The following is a 16757-nucleotide window of genomic DNA, read 5'->3' on the forward strand; positions in this document are numbered from 1 at the left end:
CCTCTCGACGGTTCAGGTGGGTGTGCTGGGCTTCCGAGTCGGCTAGACGACGAGGTCGAGGAGCAGGACGAGGACGAGACCGGTCACCGACAGGATCGTCTCCATGACGGACCACGACTTGATGGTCTGGCCGACCTTGAGCCCGAAGTACTCCTTGACGAGCCAGAAGCCGGCGTCGTTGACGTGGGAGAAGAAGACCGAGCCGGCGCCGATGGCGAGCACCATGAGCGACACCTGGGCCGTGGGCATCCCGGCCGCGAGCGGAGCGAGGATGCCGGAGGCCGTGACGGTCGCGACGGTGGCCGAGCCGGTCGCGAGGCGGATCAGGACCGCGACGAGCCAGGCCAGCAGCAGCACGGACAGGCCGCTCTGCGCGATCCAGTCGGCGACGAGCTGGCCGATGCCGGTGTCGACGAGGGTCTGCTTGAAGCCGCCACCGGCGGAGACGATGAGCAGGATGCCGGCGATCGGACCGAGGGAGGCCTCGAGGGACGACCCGACCTCCTTGAGACCCATGCCGGCGCCGCGGCCGAGCGTGAACATCGCGAGGATCACGGCGATGAGCAGAGCGATGAGCGGCGTGCCGAGGAAGTCGAGGACGGTGCGGACGGCCGTGCCGTCGGCGGTGAGGATGTCGGAGAGCGCCTTGCCCATCATGAGGGCGACGGGGGTCAGGACGGTCAGCAGCGTGACGGGGAACGACGGACGCGGTCCGCTCTCGGCCTCACGCGACTCGAAGAGCTCGGGCGCGGGGACGTCGACCCAGCGGGCGGCCACGCGGGCGAACCACGGGCCCGCGACGGCGATCGTCGGGATCGCGACGAGGATGCCGAGGCCGAGGGTGACTCCGAGGTCGGCCTTGAGGGCGTCGATCGCCACGAGCGGGCCCGGGTGGGGAGGCACGAGGCCGTGCATGGCCGACAGGCCGGCGAGTGCCGGGATGCCGACGCGGACCAGGGACAGTCCCGAGCGGCGCGCGACGAGGAAGATGACGGGCATCAGCAGGACGAGGCCGATCTCGAAGAACATCGGCAGGCCGATGAGGGCGCCGACGCCCGCCATCGCCCACGGCAGGGTGCGCGGACCGCTGCGGCCGATGATCGTGTCGACGATCTCGTCGGCACCGCCGGAGTCGGCGAGCAGCTTGCCGAACATCGCGCCGAGGGCGATGAGGATGCCGACGCCCGCGGCGGTCGATCCGAAGCCCTTGGTGAAGCTCTCGAGCACGTCGGCCATCGGGACGCCCGCGACCGCCCCGACGGTGAGCGAGCCCAGCGTCAGGGACAGGAACGGGTGCAGCTTGAACCGCACGATGAGCACCACGAGGACAGCGATGCCGAGCAGGGCCGCGGGGACCAGCCGTCCGGCCGGGATGGCGGGGAGGTCGTCGGCGGCAAGCGCCGACACGGGCAGGATCGAGAGCAGGTCGGAGGTCATGAGCGGGTCGCTTCCGGGTCGCGAGGATCGATGAGGGTGAGGGACTGGCCGACGAGGTCGTCGACCGGCTGGTCGACGTCGAGGACGGCTCCGCGCTCGCCCGGCTCGAGGGGCTCGAGCGTCGCGAACTGCGACTCGACGAGGGCTGTGGGCATGAAGTGTCCGGGCCGGCCGGCGACGCGGGCGGCGATGACGTCGGGGTCGCCGTGCAGGTGCACGAAGAAGACGTGGGGCGCCGCGGCTGCGAGGACGTCGCGGTAGGCGCGCTTGAGAGCCGAGCAGCTCGCCACACCACCGCTCTCCGCGTGCTCACCGAGCCACGCGGCGATGGTCGCGAGCCACGGGCCGCGGTCGTCGTCCGTCAGCGGGATGCCGGCCGACATCTTGTCGATGTTGGCCTTGGGGTGGAAGTCGTCGGCGTCCGCGAAGGGGACGCGCAGGCGCTGGGCGAGGGCCGCGCCGACGGTGGTCTTGCCCGAGCCGGACACCCCCATGACGACGACCAGGGGAGGTGGGTGGTGCTGCATGTCTCCGTGACTCCTTCGTCCGGCTCGAACGACGTCTTCGTCGAGTCGCTCGCACTAGGGTGCAGCAACAAGGGCGTCTTATCAAGCGACGATGACGATTAAAACGGTTTTAATGCCGGCTGGGCCAGATGACGACCGCCGTGTGTCAGGCTGGGTCCGTGCCCACGGACCGTCGCCCCGCCCTGCATGCGAGCGTGCTCGACGACCTCGGCCGACAGGTCGCCACCGGCGAGCTCGCCCCGGGCACCGTGCTGCGCATCGACCAGCTCGACGAGCGCTACGGGGTGTCCCGGTCCGTCGTGCGCGAGGCCGTCCGCGTCCTCGACTCGATGGGACTCGTCGAGGCCCGCAAGCGCGTCGGTGTGCGCGTCCTGCCCAGCACGTCGTGGAACGTCTTCGACCCGCGCGTCATCCGCTGGCGCCTCGACGGGCCGGGTCGTGAGCAGCAGCTGCTCAGTCTCGGTGACGTGCGTCGAGGAGTCGAGCCCGTCGCAGCCGAGCTCGCCGCGGCCCGGGCGACCCCTGACCAGTGCGGGGCGCTCATGGGCGCCGTCATGCAGATGGCGGTGCACGCGAAGTCGGGCGACCTCGAGGCCTACCTCGTGGCCGACCAGCTCTTCCACTCGACCCTGCTCGCCGCCTCCGGCAACGAGATGCTCGCAGCGCTGTCCGACGTCGTCGGCGAGGTGCTCGCGGGCCGCACCCACCACGACCTCATGCCTGCCACGCCCAACCCTCTCGCGGTCCGCCTGCACGGCGACGTCGCCGAGGCGGTCCAGTCCGGCGACGGTGTTGCCGCCGCGGCTGCCATGCAGGCCATCATCACCGAGGCCAGTGACGCCCTGCGCGACGCGGACAGCTAACTGTCACAAGCGTTCTCGTCAGCAGTCGACGTCGTGGAGTATGTCGTTCCGCCGGCCCCGTGCTCACGGATCGTCCGGCGTCCGACGTGCGTGGCGGCATACGCGACGTGCCCACCCGACTCCGTGAGTCGGGTGGGCACGTGCTGCGGGCGGACGCGGTCAGGCGAGCGCGTCGATGATCTCGTTGAAGGTCTTCGACGGACGCATGACCGAAGCGACCTTGGCCGCGTCGGGACGGTAGTAGCCGCCGATGTCGACCGAGTGTCCCTGGGCGTCGACGAGCTCCTGGGAGATCGTGCCGATGCTGTCGGCGAGGGCCTGGGCCACGGGGCCGAACGTCTCGGCCAACGCGGCGTCGTCGGTCTGCCGGGCGAGCTCCTGGGCCCAGTAGAGGGCCAGCCACACGTGGCTGCCGCGGTTGTCGATCTGGCCGACCTTGCGCGCCGGTCCCTTGTTCTCGTCGAGGAGCGTGCCCGTGGCCCGGTCGAGGGTCTCGCCGAGCACCCGCGCGCGGGCGTTGTCGGTGACGTCGGCGAGGTGCTCGAAGCTGACGGCCAGGGCGAGGAACTCGCCGAGGCTGTCCCAGCGGAGGTAGTTCTCCTGGACGAGCTGCTGCACGTGCTTCGGGGCCGAGCCGCCGGCGCCGGTCTCGAAGAGGCCACCGCCGTTGATGAGCGGGACGACCGACAGCATCTTGGCCGAGGTGCCGAGCTCGAGGATCGGGAAGAGGTCGGTGAGGTAGTCGCGCAGCACGTTGCCGGTGACCGAGATCGTGTCCTCGCCCTTGCGGATGCGCCCGAGGGAGTAGGCGATCGCGTCGGTCGGCTTCATGATCTCGATCGTCAGGCCGTCGGTGTCGTGCTCGGTGAGGTACTCGTTCACCTTGGTGATGAGGTTCGCGTCGTGGGCGCGGTCGGCGTCGAGCCAGAAGATCGCCGGCGTCCCCGTGGCGCGGGCACGCGTGACGGCGAGCTTGACCCAGTCGCGGATCGGCACGTCCTTGGTCTGGCAGGCGCGCCAGATGTCGCCCGCCGAGACGGCGTGCTCGAGCAGCGCTGCGCCCGAGGAGTCGACGACGCGCACGGTGCCGTCGGCCGGGATCTCGAACGTCTTGTCGTGGCTGCCGTACTCCTCGGCCGCCTGCGCCATGAGCCCGACGTTGGAGACCGAGCCCATCGTCGACGGGTCGTAGGCGCCGTTGGCGCGGCAGTCGTCGAGGACGACCTGGTAGATGCCGGCGTACGAGCTGTCGGGCAGCACGGCCAGCGTGTCCTGCTCGCCGCCCTCGCGGTCCCACATGTGACCCGACGTGCGGATCATCGCCGGCATCGATGCGTCGACGATGACGTCGCTCGGCACGTGGAGGTTGGTGATGCCCTTGTTCGAGTCGACCATCGCGATGGCCGGGCCGTCCTCGAAGCCCTTGGCGACGGCGGCCTCGACCTCGGCGCGCTCGTCGGCGGGCAGACCCTCGACGGCCTTGAGCACGGCGCCGAGCCCGTCGTTGGGGGACGCGCCCACGGAGGCCAGCGCGCCGGCATACGTCTCGAAGACGTCGGGGAAGAAGGCGCGCACGACGTGACCGAAGATGATCGGATCGGAGACCTTCATCATCGTGGCCTTGAGGTGCACCGAGAAGAGGACTCCCTTGGCCTTGGCGCGGGCGACCTGCTCGGAGAGGAAGTCACGCAGCTTCGCGACATCCATGAACGTCGCGTCGACGACCTCGCCGGCGAGGACGGGGATCGACTCCTTGAGGACGGTGGTGGACCCGTCGGCGCCGACGAGCTCGACGCGCAGCGTGTCGTCGGCAGGCAGGACGACAGACGTCTCGTTGTGGCGGAAGTCGTCGGCACCCATCGTCGCGACGTTGGTCTTGGAGTCGGCGCTCCAGGCGCCCATCGAGTGCGGGTGCTTGCGCGCGTAGCTCTTCACCGACGCCGGGGCGCGGCGGTCCGAGTTGCCTTCGCGCAGAACGGGGTTGACGGCCGACCCCTTGATCTTGTCGTACGCCGCCCGAGCCGCCTTCTCCTCGTCGGTGGACGGGTTGTCGGGGTAGTCGGGCAGGGCGTAGCCCGCGGTCTGGAGCTCGGCGACGGCGGCCTTGAGCTGCGGGATCGACGCCGAGACGTTGGGGAGCTTGATGATGTTGGCCTCGGGCGTCTTGGCGAGCGCGCCGAGCTCGGCCAGGGCGTCACCGATCCGCTGCTCCGGCCTCAGGGCGTCGGGGAACGCGGCGATGATGCGACCCGAGAGTGAGATGTCACGCGTCTCGACCTCGACGCCGGCCTGCTTGGCGAAGGCCGAGACGATGGGCAGCAGCGAGGCCGTGGCCAGGGCGGGCGCCTCGTCCGTGTGCGTGTAGATGATTGTCGAGTCCAACGCGGGTGCTCCGTTCGGGTTGCTGTTCGTGCCGAGATCCGGTCTTCGCGGATCCCCGAATAAATCTTGATGTCAAGATATCCGATGCGGGGCGACCGTGGGGCCGCCGTCCCATCCTGCCGGGGTGGCCTGCGCCACGCCAGAGACCCCCGGCCTAGGCTGGAGCGGGTGAGCACCGACCCGCGCAGCGACGCCGACGTCCCGGCCACCGATGGCGAGATCGACCCCGTGACCGCCCGCCACCTCCACCACCTGCTCGCGGCCGAGCAGCGTCGCGGGCGCCTGCCCTCGGTCGCCGCCGGCGTCGTGCGTGACGGCACGCTCGTGTGGTCCGACGCCATCGGCACGCTCGACGGGCGCCTCGGCGGGCAGCCGGCCGACACCGACACGCAGTACCGGATGGGCTCCATCACGAAGACCTTCGTGGCAGTGGCCGTCATGCGACTGCGCGATGCCGGACGGCTCGACCTGCTCGACCGGTTCGAGGACCACGTGCCCGGCTCGCGGTTGGGCGGCGCCACGATCGCCCAGCTGCTCTCGCACGGGGCCGGGGTGCAGGCCGAGACGAACGGCCCGTGGTGGGAGCGCACGCCCGGTGGGGACTGGGAGTCGCTGGCAGGCTCCATCGCGGGATCGCCTGTGGGACAGCGCTTCCGGGCCGGTCGGCGGTTCCACTACACGAACGTCGGCTTCGCGGCCCTCGGCGAGCTCCTGGCCCGGGCGCACGGGGTCGACTGGTTCGAGGTCGTCCGGCGTGACCTGCTCAACCCGCTCGGCATGTCCCGGACGACGACCCGCCCCAGCGGTCGCGCCGCGCCGGGCCTCGCTGTGCACCCCTTCGCCGACGTCCTGCTGCCCGAACCCGAGCATGACGCGGGCGCGATGGCCCCGGCCGGACAGCTCTGGACCACGGTGCAGGACCTGGCGCGCTGGGCCACCTTCGCCGGGGGCGACACCGGCGGGCTCCTGTCGCCCGACACCCTCGCCGAGATGTACGAGCCCCACACGGTCAACGACAACCCCGGCCAGCCCTGGACCACGGCCCACGGGCTCGGCTGGCAGGTCTGGAACGTCGACGGCACGAGGTGTGCCGGCCACGGCGGCTCGATGCCCGGTTTCCTCGCGGGGCTGCGCGTCGAGGTCGAGAGCGGTGACGGTGTCGTCGTCGTCACCAACACGACGAGCGGGATGGGCCAGATCGCCCCCGAGCTGCTCTCGGCGTTCGTCGAGCGCGAGCCGCGACCACCGGAGCCGTGGTTCGCGTCGGGCGACCCGTCGGCGCTCGAGCTCGTCGGCACGTGGCACTGGGGGCCGTCCGTGTCCACGGCGAAGGTCGTCGGAGAGCACCTCGTGCTCGGTGAGCCCGGCCAGGCCCGGGGCTCGCGCTTCGCCGCGGAGGGCCCCGACGCCTGGGTGGGGCTGGACGGCTACTACACGGGTGAGCCGCTTCGGGTCGTGCGCGCCGCTGACGGCACGCCGTCGCACCTCGACCTCGCGTCGTTCCGCTTCACACGCACGCCCTACGACCCGGCCGGCGACGTGCCCGGCGGGGTCGCCGCGGGCGGCTGGCGCTAGTGCCGGCGTCCCCGGACCTGTCCCGGCTCGTGTGGCCGCGGCTCACCGATCGCCTCCTGCTGCGTCCGCTGGCGCTCGACGACGTCGATGCCGTGCACGCCTACCGCTGCCTGCCCGAGGTCGTCGTCCACCTGAGTCATGACGTCCTGACCCAGGACCAGGTGCGCGAGCGCATCGCCCAGCGCATCGAGCGGGGACGCCTTGGTGCTGCCGAGCCACTGCTCGGGCTGGCCGTCGAGGAGCGGCGCACGGGTCGCGTCGTCGGCGACGTCATGCTGCGGCTAGAGCCGTGCCACAGCATCGGCCGCGCGCCGGCACAGGAGTGGGAGGGGACGATCGGCTACGCGCTGCATCCGGATGCCCAGGGCCGCGGGCTGGCGGCCGAGGCGGCCGCCGAGCTGCTCGTCATCGGCTTCCGCGACCTGGGGCTGCGCCGGATCACGGCCGACGCCTACGCCGACAACATCGCCTCGAACCGCGTCCTGCGCCGCATCGGGATGCGGCACGAGGCCACGATCCGGGCGAAGTCGCTGGGCAAGGACGGTACGTGGCTCGACGACAACACGTGGGCCCTGCTCCGCGAGGAATGGCCGGTCTGAGCCGAGCAGCGCGACGCAGATGGCGTATGCCGTCCGCGTCGGATCCGGCGGTCGAGGCGACTCCCGCACACGCAGATGTGGGCCACGCGCCGGAAGGGAGTCCGGCGCGTGGCCCACGGTCTGCCTCGATCGACGGGGAGGGAGTCGATCGAGACCGCACGGGCTGTCGAGGGGGTGGCGGCGTGAACGGTGATGGGGGATGCGAGGTATGGATGAGGGTTTCGCCTGGGGCATCAGCCCTGTTTGTCCATGGTTTGTCTAATGTTGGCACTCCCGATTCAACGGCGGCTGCCGCTCCATGTCAAGAGTTTGTCCCGACTTTCGTCAGAGCATCGGCATCGGCATCGGCATCGGCAGGGGCGGCCGGGGCGGCGTCCTCGGTCGCCGACCGGTCCGACACGGAGGGGTGCGTTCGGCGGGGCCACCAGAAGCGGTCGCCGAGGACGACCGCGATGGCCGGGACGAGGAGCGTGCGCACGACGAGGGTGTCGAGCAGGACGCCGACGCAGATGATGACGCCGATCTGGGCCAGGACGACGAGCGGCAGGACGCCGAGCACCGCGAAGACCGCGGCGAGCAGGATGCCGGCGCTCGTGATGACGCCCCCCGTCGCGGCGAGGCCCCGCAGCATCCCTTGGCGGGAGCCGTGCAGGCGTGACTCCTCGCGCGCCCTCGTGACGAGGAAGATGTTGTAGTCGACGCCGAGCGCCACGAGGAAGACGAAGGCGAAGAGCGGCGCGCTGTCGTCGAGGCCGGAGAAGCCGAAGATCTTCGTGAAGATCCACCACGAGGCGCCCACGCTAGCGAGGAACGTCGCGACGACCGTCGAGACGAGCACGAGCGGGGCGACGACAGATCGGAGCAGCAGTCCGAGGGCCAGCAGGACGAGAGCCAGCACGATCGGGAAGATGACGAGGCGGTCGCGCGACGACGCCTCCGCCTGGTCGAGTGCGACGGCCTCGGTGCCCGCGACGTGGCTGTCGGGGAGCTGGGTGAGTGCGGCCCGCAGGGAGCGCACGGTGTCGGTCGCCTCGTCCGATCCTGGCGCCGCCTGGATGACGGCGTCCACCTCGGCCACGCCGCCGGCCTGCTTGACGATGCGCGCGCCGGCGATGCCGGGGACGTCCTCGGCGGCGGTCGTCACGGACTGCGGGTCGGCCGTCGTGACGATGACGGCGGGGTCGGCGCTGCCGGCGGGGAAGGACTGGGCCAGGCGCTCGCTCGCGGCGATGGCCTCGGGCTTGCTGAGGAACTGGTCGGCGGGCTTGAGTCCGGTGTCGATCGCCGCGATGCCGGCCGCCATGACGGCGAGCACGACGAGCGTCACGCTGATGATGCGCTTCGGGTGGGCGGCGACGCGGTCGCCGACGCGGCGCCACAGCGAGTGGCCGTCCGCGAGAGCCGCCTCGCCCTCGCGGGGCACCCTGGGCCAGAAGATCCAGCGGTCGAAGACGACGAGCGCCGCGGGCAGCACGAGCAGGACGAAGGCCGCGGCGACGACGACGCCGACGGCGCAGGCGAGACCGAGTCCCCGCGTCGCCGGGAAGAGCGAGAGCAGCAGGGTCAGCAGGCCGATGACGACGGTGACGGCGCTCGACAGGACGGCCTCGGACGTGCGGCGCAGGGCCAAGGCCATGGCCTCGCGCCGGTCGGCGTGGCTGCGCAGCTCGTCCCGGTAGCGCGAGATGAGCAGCAGGGCGTAGTCGGTGCCGGCGCCGAAGACGAGGACCGAGAGGATGCCGATGGTGGACTCGTCCCAGACGATGGAGAATGCCGCGAGCGTGTGTGTCGCGACCACGGCTGCGAGTCGGTCCGCGACGCCGACGACGAGGAGCGGGAAGATCCAGAGGATGGGGCTGCGGTAGGTCAGCACGAGCAGCAGGGCGACGACGGAGGCGGTGGCGATGAGCAGGCGGGTGTTGGCGCCCTCGAAGACCGCGGCGAGGTCGGCCTGGACCGCGGCGGGTCCGGTCACTTGTGCCGTGACGCCCTCGGGAAGGTCGGCCTTGACCACCTCGCGGATGTCGCCCACGAGGGCTGCCGTGTCCGTCGCGTCCGTGGCGTCGACGGGCACGATCGCGAGCGCGGCCGTGCCGTCCTCGCTGCGCTGGAGCGGGGCGCGGCCGGCACCGGGGACCTGGGCGACGCGTCCCTCGACGGCCGTCAGGTCGGCGTCGGTCAGCGTGCCCGAGTCCTTGCTGAAGACGACGACGGCCGTGGAGCCCTCGGCCTCCGGCAGTCGGTCGCGCATCTCGAGCGCCGCTGCGCTGTCTGAGCCGATCGGCAGGGCGTCGGTCGAGGCCGAGGTGCGCTGCGCCTCGCCCACGGCGCTCACGACGCCCATCGCTCCGGCCAGGGCCAGGACGACGATCGCCACGGCCCACCACTTGCGCGTGATCCTGTCGGTCACCGAACGCACGCCACACCTCCAGTTAAGATGGTTCATCGGGTTACTCAGTAGATTACTAAGTTGGTGAGTGACATTAGCAGCAAACAGACCGTCGGCCAACAGCCGGCCCCAAGGCGTGCCTGCGCCCCGAAGGATGCGTCCGTCGATGAAGGGCAGCCCGTTCGGGGAGACGGGCCGCCCGAGGTGGGCCTCGTGCCCGGGGTGCCCGGATGGCGCACGACCGCCACGCTCTCGGCCCTGCAGGAGCTCGTCGAGGTCTCGGAGGCCGTCCCGTCGGTCGTGGCCCGCAAGGCGGGCCTCAGCACGTCTGAGCTGCACTCGCTCCGGCACCTCATGCGCGGCCCGATCGGCCCGGTCGATCTCGCCAAGGTGCTCGGCGTGACGTCGGCCGCCTCGTCAGGCGTCGTCGACCGTCTCGTCGGCCACGGTCATGCCGAGCGTCGCTCACACCCCGGCGACGGCCGCCGCACCGAGGTCGTCATCACCGACAGCGGCCGCGCCGAGGTGCTCGCCCGGATGACGCCGATGTTCGAGAGCCTCGCCGCCCTCGACGCGACCCTGTCGGAGGGGGACCGCGACGTCGTCGAGCGCTACCTCAGGGGCGCGACCGCCGCGATGAAGAACCTCATGACCTGAGTCTCAGGCGGGCAGCTGGCCCCGCAGCAGGCTGTCGCCCGAGTGCGCCGGCTTGTCGTCGAACTGCTCCTTGGAGATGTCGACGACGACGTAGCCCTGGTCGATGAGCGCCTGGCTGATCGGGAAGGTGCCCGTCTCGCCGGGTCGCAGCACCCCGACGGAGACCATCCGCTTGCCGTCGGCGTTGATGAGCCAGACCTCGAGGTAGCCGTCGCCGGCGTCGAGCGGACGATCGGTGACGACGCTGAGGTCGAGCCCGTCCCCGGCCCGCACGACCGAGGCCTCTCCCTCGCGCTGGCGCGTGTCGAGGGTCTTCAGGGCGACCTGCGAGACGCTCCCGCTCTCGTTCGGGCTCCAGATGGCCCGCCCGGCGAGCAGTCCCACGACGAGGCTGGCCGCCACGAGAGCGGCGCCCCACGCCGCGGCACGTCGGCGCGTCGCACGAGCGGCGCCCGCCGTGATCGGCGTGACCGTCGCGTCCGCGGGGACGGGTTCGGGGGGGTATGCCGTCCCCGCCGTCGCCGCGGGACCGGTCGGGTTCGCGGGTCGGTCAGGTCGGTCAGGTCGGTCGGCGGCATCCGTCCCTGACGGACGCTCGTCGCGAGGCAGGGGGGTCTCCGGAGGAGTGGGCGCGGGTCCGGCGTCAGGTCCGGCGTCGGGACCCGCCATGGTCGCGGGGGCCGGCCCGGCATCGACCGGGGCGTCGGGCTCCGCGTCGATCTGGGCGGTCACGCGCGCCCAGACGGCGTCGTCGGGAGCCTGCCAGCCCGCATACGCCAGCGGTCCTGAGGCGAGGCGCAGGGTGCGGCGCAGCTGCTCCACCGACGCGGAGCACACGGCACACTCCTCGACGTGGGCAGAACGACTCGCGTCGACGGGCTCGCCCAGGGCGAGGTCGACGAGCTCGTCGTCAGTCGGATGCGACACGTTCCACCTCCTTGAGTCGGTCTCTCAGCTCGAGCAGTCCCCGCCTGACGTGGCTCTTCACGGTGCCGAGCGGCATCTGCAGCATGCGGGCGATGTCATCGTGCGTGCGGTCCTCGATGAAAGCCATTCGGAGCACGGTCGCCCGCGGATCGCCCATGCGCTCCAGCTCGTGGACGAGGAGCAGTCGTTCGGCCCAGTCGGAGTCGTGCGTGGTCGTCGGCTCGGTGACCACTTCGGACGCGAGCGCCTGCAGGTTGCGGTGGGCGCGGTAGCGCTGCGTGCGCACGTCGGCGACGCGGTGCTTCGTGATGCCCACGAGCCACGCCGCCGGCGACCCACGGTCGGGTCGGAGAGTGGCGCGTCCCCGCCAGGCGGCGACGAACACCTGCTGGACGACGTCCTCGGCGTCCTCCCTGGTGCCGAGGGCGCGCAGGGCGATGGTGTGCACGAGGGGGGACCAGCGGCGGTACATCTCGGCGAGGGCCTCGCGGTCCCCACCGACCAACCGGACGGCGAGCTCGGCGGACTCGACGTCTGGGTCGTCGTGCACGTGCACGGACCCACCTAACCACGTCCTGCTCACGCGAGCGGCTCGGCGGTCACGACGACGTTCTCGTCGTAGCGGCGCTGCTCGCGGTCGAAGTCGCCCCCGCAGGTCACGACGTGGAGCAGTGCAGGTCCGTCGCGGGCGAAGAGGGCGGCGAGGTCCAGCGTCGTCTTGCGGACCTGGGTCACCGACGTCACGGCATACCTCCTGCTCACCTCGCCCGACCGCACCGTGATGACGTCGCCCGTGCGCAGCTCCTCGACGGCCGCGATGGGGCCGATCCCGTAGCCCGGCATGTCGAGGTGCGCCGCGAGGACCGTCGACCCGGCGTCGTCGCCGGGCCGCGAGCCGTAGCGGTACCAGCCCACCTGCGCCGGCGTCTCCGGCAGCGCCATCTCGCCGTCACGGGCGACGCCCACCGGAACGACCCGCATGTCGATGCCGAGACGGCGGATCGTCAGGCGGTCGGGGGCCGCCGCGGTCGGGCCCGCCTGCTGCGTCGCCGGGCGGACCCCCGGTTGTGCCGGACCGGCCGAGCCGTCCGTCCCGGCCGGCGACCCCGGCGACCCCGGCGACCCCGGTTGCGGGGCAGGGGTCGTGGGGGCGCCGGCTGCGGGTGCGGCGGTGCTGGTGACGCCCGCCCCGGACGCCGCGGGGAGGGCGGCGTCCGAGGCGCGCGTCAGCCACGCCACGCCCACGCCCGCCAGGAGGGCGGCCGCGAGCGCGGCGACCACCCCCCTGGACGGGCTCGACGCCCGGGCCCGGGAGCGACCCGGTCCGGGGTCGACGGTGCGTTTCATCTCGGTCGTTGGCGACGGGTGCGTAGCGGGTCAGCGGACCCCGGTGGCGCGCCGGCGCGACACGAGGACGAGCCCGCCCGCGGCGGCAGCGGCACCGATGACGGCCGCGTAGCGAGCCACCTCCGAGAACTCCCGGGCCGCGGCGGCCTGGCCGCCCGCCCCGGCCGGGACGCCACCCGGGGCCGAGTGCATGCCGGAGAGGGTCTGGACCGCGAGCTCGAGGTTCTTGTCGGCGGCGCTGCCCCACGCGTACACGATCGTGTTGGTGCCCTCCTTGAGGTCGAGGTCGGCCGGGCCGATCGCGACGGTGTCGGTCCCCGCGAGGACGACGTCGGCCGAGATCGTGCCGGCCGGCAGGTCGGCCTTGGCCTCGTTCGGGTTGGTGAGGTTCTTGAAGGCCACCGTGCCGTTGGCCCGGACGTCGACCGCGGGGGCGGCGGCCGTGTGGCGCACGGTGATCCGCGCCTTGCCGGCATCGATCTTGGACGTGTCGTTGACGAAGGGCGTGAGGACCGGCTTGCCGGCCTCGGACAGGTGCGCGACGACGGTGACGTTGGCGCCGCCCGGCACCTTGACGTCGTTGGCCTCGATGACGGCTGCGCCACCGGCGCCCGCGCCGGCCTGCGTGACCTTGAGGTCGTAGGTGCCCTCGGGGAGCATCAGCGGATCGGTCAGTGTGCCCGGCTTGAAGTCCGTCAGGAGGGCCTTGCCGTTGGCGTAGACGTCGACCGTCGCGCCGGGCACGGCGTGGAGGATCGAGACCGTGGCGTCGGCCGCGTGGGCCGGGGCCGCCAGGAAGGCGGCCGGGGCGAGGGCGAGGGTCGTGGCGGCGGCGATGCGAAGCGACTTCATGGTCGTTCCTTTCCAGAGGGGTGAGTGCTCGAGTGCGACGGGGCCGCGCTCGGGTGGAGGTGAATCCGGGAGGGGAAGCGGTGGTGTGCGGTGCGGACCTCGGGGGCCGCACGGAGGGCGTCAGAGGTCGGCGGGTCGCAGGACGAGGACGATGCCGTGCGCGATCTGCCGGTTGCCCTTGTTGATGTCGAGCGCCCGCGGGTTGAGCAGCGGGTCAGCATCGTTGCGGTCGCCGTCGACGAGGCGGACGAGCTTGAGCCAGCGCGACAGCACGTCGACCTTGATGCTCTTGCCGGGAAGCGCCGTCGCCAGCATCGCGCCGTCGGACCGGAGGGCCTGCGACGAGGTGACGGTGCCGCCGGGGACGACGTGATAGAGCAGGACCCGCTCCAGGGCGTCGATGCCGACGGCGCCGGCGAGCGCCTGGAAGACCTTCGTCTCGGATCCGTACCAGCGCCCCGTCAGGTCGGCGGCGAGGACCTGGAAGGCCCGGTCGTTGGGGATGAAGGCCGTCAGTGCCACATCGCCCTTGGTCAGCAGGCCGACAGGGCTGCTCGGTTTGGCCGCGAGCACGGCGAGCACCGCCTCGGTGACGATGTCGTAGTCGTACCAGTTGCCGTCGAACTGGTTGCCGTCCGCGAGCAGCACGTCGGCGAGGCTCGTGGTTCCGATCGGGGTGGCTGCGGCGACCACCGATGCCTGGGTGCGCGATGCGCTCGATGCGCTCGATGCAGCAGGGGCGGCGACAGCGGCAGGGACGGCGAGGGCGCCGGCCAGGGCCGCGACGACGGGGACGAGATGACGCTTCTTCACGGTCTGTCCTCTCTTCGGGAGCGACGGCGTCGTGTGCCGTCTGCCCCTACTTCCGAGGACGTGCCGGGCAGGGATGCACCTCCCGCGAACTTTCTTCTCGCGCTGGGGGGCGTGCCGCGTCAGAGGTGCGCGTTGACCGCCTCGGCCGCGCGCTGGCCGGAGACGAGCGCGCCCTGGATCGACGCGGTGTCGCGGTGGTCGCCGCAGACGAAGACGCCGTCGCCGAGCATGACCGGTGACCGCACCTCGAGCGGCGGTGTCATGGCGGGCAGTGCCGCGTCGACGCGGTGTCGTGTCACGACGCGCCAGTCCGTCGTGTCGCAGCCGTAGATCTCGCCGACGTGGCGCAGGACGTCGGCCTCGGACGCGTCGCCGTCGGGACGGTCGAGCAGGCACGTCGCCTCGACGAGGTGCTTCGTCGGCGGGGCATAGCTCGGGGCCGCGGCCGTCATGACGGCGGTGTTCCACACCGGGCCGGGCGGGACGGAGTCGTGGCGGCGTCCGTCGACGGCCACGAGCGGTAGGGAGTGGGGCGGCTCCGGTGCGTCGAACCACCACGTGACGAGGCCCTTGGTCGGCGGCTCGGGCAAGGTGGTGAGGGTGGCCGCGCCGATCGGGTCGGTGGCGACGACGGCGCTGCGGGCCCTGAGGCACTGACCGTCGACCATGACGTCCACGCCCACGGGCACGGGCGTGATCGACTCGACGTGGCTGTTCAGCCGCACGCGGTCGCCGAGCGGCTTCGCGACCTGCTCGGGCAGCGCCTGCATGCCCGTCGCCGGGACGGCCGGGCGGCCCAGCGCGAACATCCGCACGAGCAGCTTCGTGAAGTTGGCCGACGAGCCGCCGTGGCTGTCGACGAGGACGCCGGCGAGGAAGGGGTCGAGCACCTCTCGGCGCAGCCGACCCGTGACGCCGGCCTCGTCGAGAGACTCGGCGAGGGTCGAGTCCTTCTGGGCCAGAACGGTTTTCGGGTCAGCCATGACGCGTGCGGTCCACCGTGTGACGCCCGCGAGCTCGCGCGGGTGAAGGTAGCCGCTGCGCATCGTCTGGGCGAGCAGGCGTGGCTCGCGCATCGGGTCGGCGAGCACCTGCAGGCCGTTCGTGCGTCTGACCAGCACGCCGGAGCCGAAGGGCTTGAGATCGAGCGTCGACACGTCGACCCACCGTCGCACCGCCGGGTAGGCGGGGTTGAGCACCTGGAAGCCACGATCGCAGCGGAAGCCGTCGACGACGTCGGTGCGGATGCGCCCGCCGACCCCGTCGCTCGACTCGAGGACGACGACCTCGTGACCGAGCTCGGTCAGTCGTCGCGCGCACCGCAGCCCTGCCAGCCCTGCCCCGACGATGACGACGTCAGCGTCCACGAAAGGATCACCCCACTGCTCGAGTCCGGCCCCCGTCGCAGCGTAGACCTCACGGGTCGGTCGCGGGGTGGCTGCGAGGGCCGTATCCGAGGCGGGCACCCGGCCGGTTCGCGACGCGCCGCGGGACCGTCGCGACACGCCGTTCCGACGGCGCGGCGCCGAGGCCCGTCAGACGGTGTGCAGCCGTCGCGACGTCTCCGGCGTCGCCGGCCGTCGGGTGTGCCAGCGCCGGGCGGCGACGACGACGACCACGGCGGCGACGACCGCCGCGATGCCGGTCACGACGGAGCTCGGCTCGTCCCCGAGGCGGCCGACGGCGATCCAGGCGAGCCCCCAGGCCATCGCGGCGGCGATCGACCAGCGGCCACCGAGGCGACGGGCGAAGACGATGCCGAGTCCGGCCGCGACGGCCAGGACGACCCCCGCCGCCGCCTGGTTGGCGGTGGCGCCGAGGTCCACGCCCGAGTCCACCAGTGCCGCAGTGATGTTGGCGCACGTGGCGACGGCGACCCAGCCGAGGTAGAGGCCGAACGTGCCGTCGAGGATGACCTGCTCCCACGTCGACCTGGCGGGCTCACGGGTCAGGCGGCGCAGGAGGACGCCGAGGGTCAGCGCGAGCACGACGATGACGACGACGCTCGCCCAGATCCAGCCCTGCTGCGTGACGAGGAGCCACGCCGCGTTGAGCACCATCGACGCAGCGGCGAGCCACCCGGTGCTGCGCACCCGCTCGCGGACGGCGTTGGCAGGCAGGGCTTGCCACACGGCATACGCGAGGAGGCCGAGGTAGATCGGGGTCCAGATCGAGAAGGCCGGGCCGGCGGGCGCGATGAGGGTCGCGGTCGCGGCCAGGGCTCCTCCCGAGGACTCCTCGACGCGCGTGCCGAGGACGCCGACGCCGACGAGTGTGCCGACCACGCAGAAGATCTCGGCGGCGATGACGGCCACGCGACGCACCTGGTCGCTGCTGGTCAGGGCGGCCGCCGGCGTGGTGGTGGATCCGAACATGTCGATCACCTCAG

The 16757-nt window shown here is 72.1% G+C and carries 15 protein-coding genes; 4 read left to right on the forward strand and 11 right to left on the reverse strand.

Going from position 1 to position 16757, the window contains the following annotated elements; genetic code table 11:
* Window positions 1-42 precede the first annotated feature (42 nt).
* A complete protein-coding gene (locus AC1DW8_RS16940) occupies window positions 43-1437 on the reverse strand; it encodes a GntP family permease (RefSeq protein WP_478095263.1) in 1395 nt (464 codons plus the stop codon).
* Complete coding sequence (locus tag AC1DW8_RS16945; RefSeq protein WP_478095264.1) at window positions 1434-1964, reverse strand: gluconokinase; 531 nt, start codon at window positions 1962-1964, stop codon at window positions 1434-1436. The genes AC1DW8_RS16940 and AC1DW8_RS16945 overlap by 4 nt, the downstream gene beginning before the upstream one ends.
* 158 nt (window positions 1965-2122) lie before the next feature.
* Here AC1DW8_RS16945 and AC1DW8_RS16950 point away from each other — a divergent pair, with 158 nt between their 5' ends.
* Window positions 2123-2827, forward strand: coding sequence for a FadR/GntR family transcriptional regulator (locus tag AC1DW8_RS16950; protein ID WP_478095265.1), 705 nt, complete (start codon window positions 2123-2125; stop codon window positions 2825-2827).
* Window positions 2828-2986: 159 nt separating this feature from the next.
* Here AC1DW8_RS16950 and AC1DW8_RS16955 read toward each other — a convergent pair whose 3' ends face one another.
* Window positions 2987-5209: an NADP-dependent isocitrate dehydrogenase gene (locus tag AC1DW8_RS16955; protein WP_478095266.1), complete on the reverse strand. Its 2223-nt coding sequence runs from the start codon at window positions 5207-5209 to the stop codon at window positions 2987-2989.
* Window positions 5210-5377: 168 nt separating this feature from the next.
* Between AC1DW8_RS16955 and AC1DW8_RS16960 the strand changes: the two genes are divergently transcribed.
* Together AC1DW8_RS16960 and AC1DW8_RS16965 are read left to right on the forward strand one after the other, a co-directional pair.
* On the forward strand, window positions 5378-6784 hold the full coding sequence (locus tag AC1DW8_RS16960; protein WP_478095267.1) for a serine hydrolase domain-containing protein: 1407 nt from the start codon (window positions 5378-5380) through the stop codon (window positions 6782-6784).
* Window positions 6784-7383, forward strand: a complete 600-nt coding sequence (locus AC1DW8_RS16965; RefSeq protein ID WP_056773769.1) for a GNAT family N-acetyltransferase — start codon at window positions 6784-6786, stop codon at window positions 7381-7383. Before AC1DW8_RS16960 ends, AC1DW8_RS16965 begins: the two co-directional genes overlap by 1 nt.
* A 301-nt stretch (window positions 7384-7684) precedes the next feature.
* On the opposite strand, the gene AC1DW8_RS16970 is transcribed toward AC1DW8_RS16965, so the two are convergent.
* Entirely contained in the window at window positions 7685-9793 is a 2109-nt protein-coding gene (locus tag AC1DW8_RS16970) for an MMPL family transporter (RefSeq protein WP_478095268.1), read from the reverse strand.
* A gap of 192 nt (window positions 9794-9985) precedes the next feature.
* Here AC1DW8_RS16970 and AC1DW8_RS16975 point away from each other — a divergent pair, with 192 nt between their 5' ends.
* Window positions 9986-10429 carry a MarR family winged helix-turn-helix transcriptional regulator gene (locus AC1DW8_RS16975; protein ID WP_235508700.1) on the forward strand — a complete coding sequence of 148 codons (444 nt, stop codon included), beginning with the start codon at window positions 9986-9988 and terminating at the stop codon, window positions 10427-10429.
* 3 nt (window positions 10430-10432) lie between these two features.
* Here AC1DW8_RS16975 and AC1DW8_RS16980 read toward each other — a convergent pair whose 3' ends face one another.
* The 7 genes from AC1DW8_RS16980 to AC1DW8_RS17010 all read right to left on the reverse strand — a co-directional run bounded on the left by AC1DW8_RS16980 (window position 10433) and on the right by AC1DW8_RS17010 (window position 16743).
* Window positions 10433-11356, reverse strand: a complete 924-nt coding sequence (locus AC1DW8_RS16980) for an anti-sigma factor (RefSeq protein WP_478095269.1) — start codon at window positions 11354-11356, stop codon at window positions 10433-10435.
* Entirely contained in the window at window positions 11340-11912 is a 573-nt protein-coding gene (locus AC1DW8_RS16985) for an RNA polymerase sigma factor (protein ID WP_056826500.1), read from the reverse strand. The genes AC1DW8_RS16980 and AC1DW8_RS16985 overlap by 17 nt, the downstream gene beginning before the upstream one ends.
* 23 nt (window positions 11913-11935) lie before the next feature.
* Complete coding sequence (locus tag AC1DW8_RS16990) at window positions 11936-12703, reverse strand: class F sortase (RefSeq protein ID WP_478095270.1); 768 nt, start codon at window positions 12701-12703, stop codon at window positions 11936-11938.
* A 30-nt stretch (window positions 12704-12733) separates the two neighbouring features.
* Window positions 12734-13555 (reverse strand): DUF4397 domain-containing protein, encoded by an 822-nt coding sequence (locus tag AC1DW8_RS16995; protein ID WP_478095271.1) that lies wholly within the window; start codon window positions 13553-13555, stop codon window positions 12734-12736.
* A 120-nt stretch (window positions 13556-13675) separates the two neighbouring features.
* Complete coding sequence (locus AC1DW8_RS17000; RefSeq protein ID WP_478095272.1) at window positions 13676-14368, reverse strand: fasciclin domain-containing protein; 693 nt, start codon at window positions 14366-14368, stop codon at window positions 13676-13678.
* 119 nt (window positions 14369-14487) lie between these two features.
* Window positions 14488-15735, reverse strand: a complete 1248-nt coding sequence (locus AC1DW8_RS17005; protein ID WP_478095273.1) for an NAD(P)/FAD-dependent oxidoreductase — start codon at window positions 15733-15735, stop codon at window positions 14488-14490.
* A 168-nt stretch (window positions 15736-15903) separates the two neighbouring features.
* On the reverse strand, window positions 15904-16743 hold the full coding sequence (locus AC1DW8_RS17010) for a TspO/MBR family protein (RefSeq protein ID WP_478095274.1): 840 nt from the start codon (window positions 16741-16743) through the stop codon (window positions 15904-15906).
* Between the last annotated feature and the right edge of the window lie 14 nt (window positions 16744-16757).

It is taken from the genome of Terrabacter sp. P2_E3 (genome assembly GCF_056403915.1).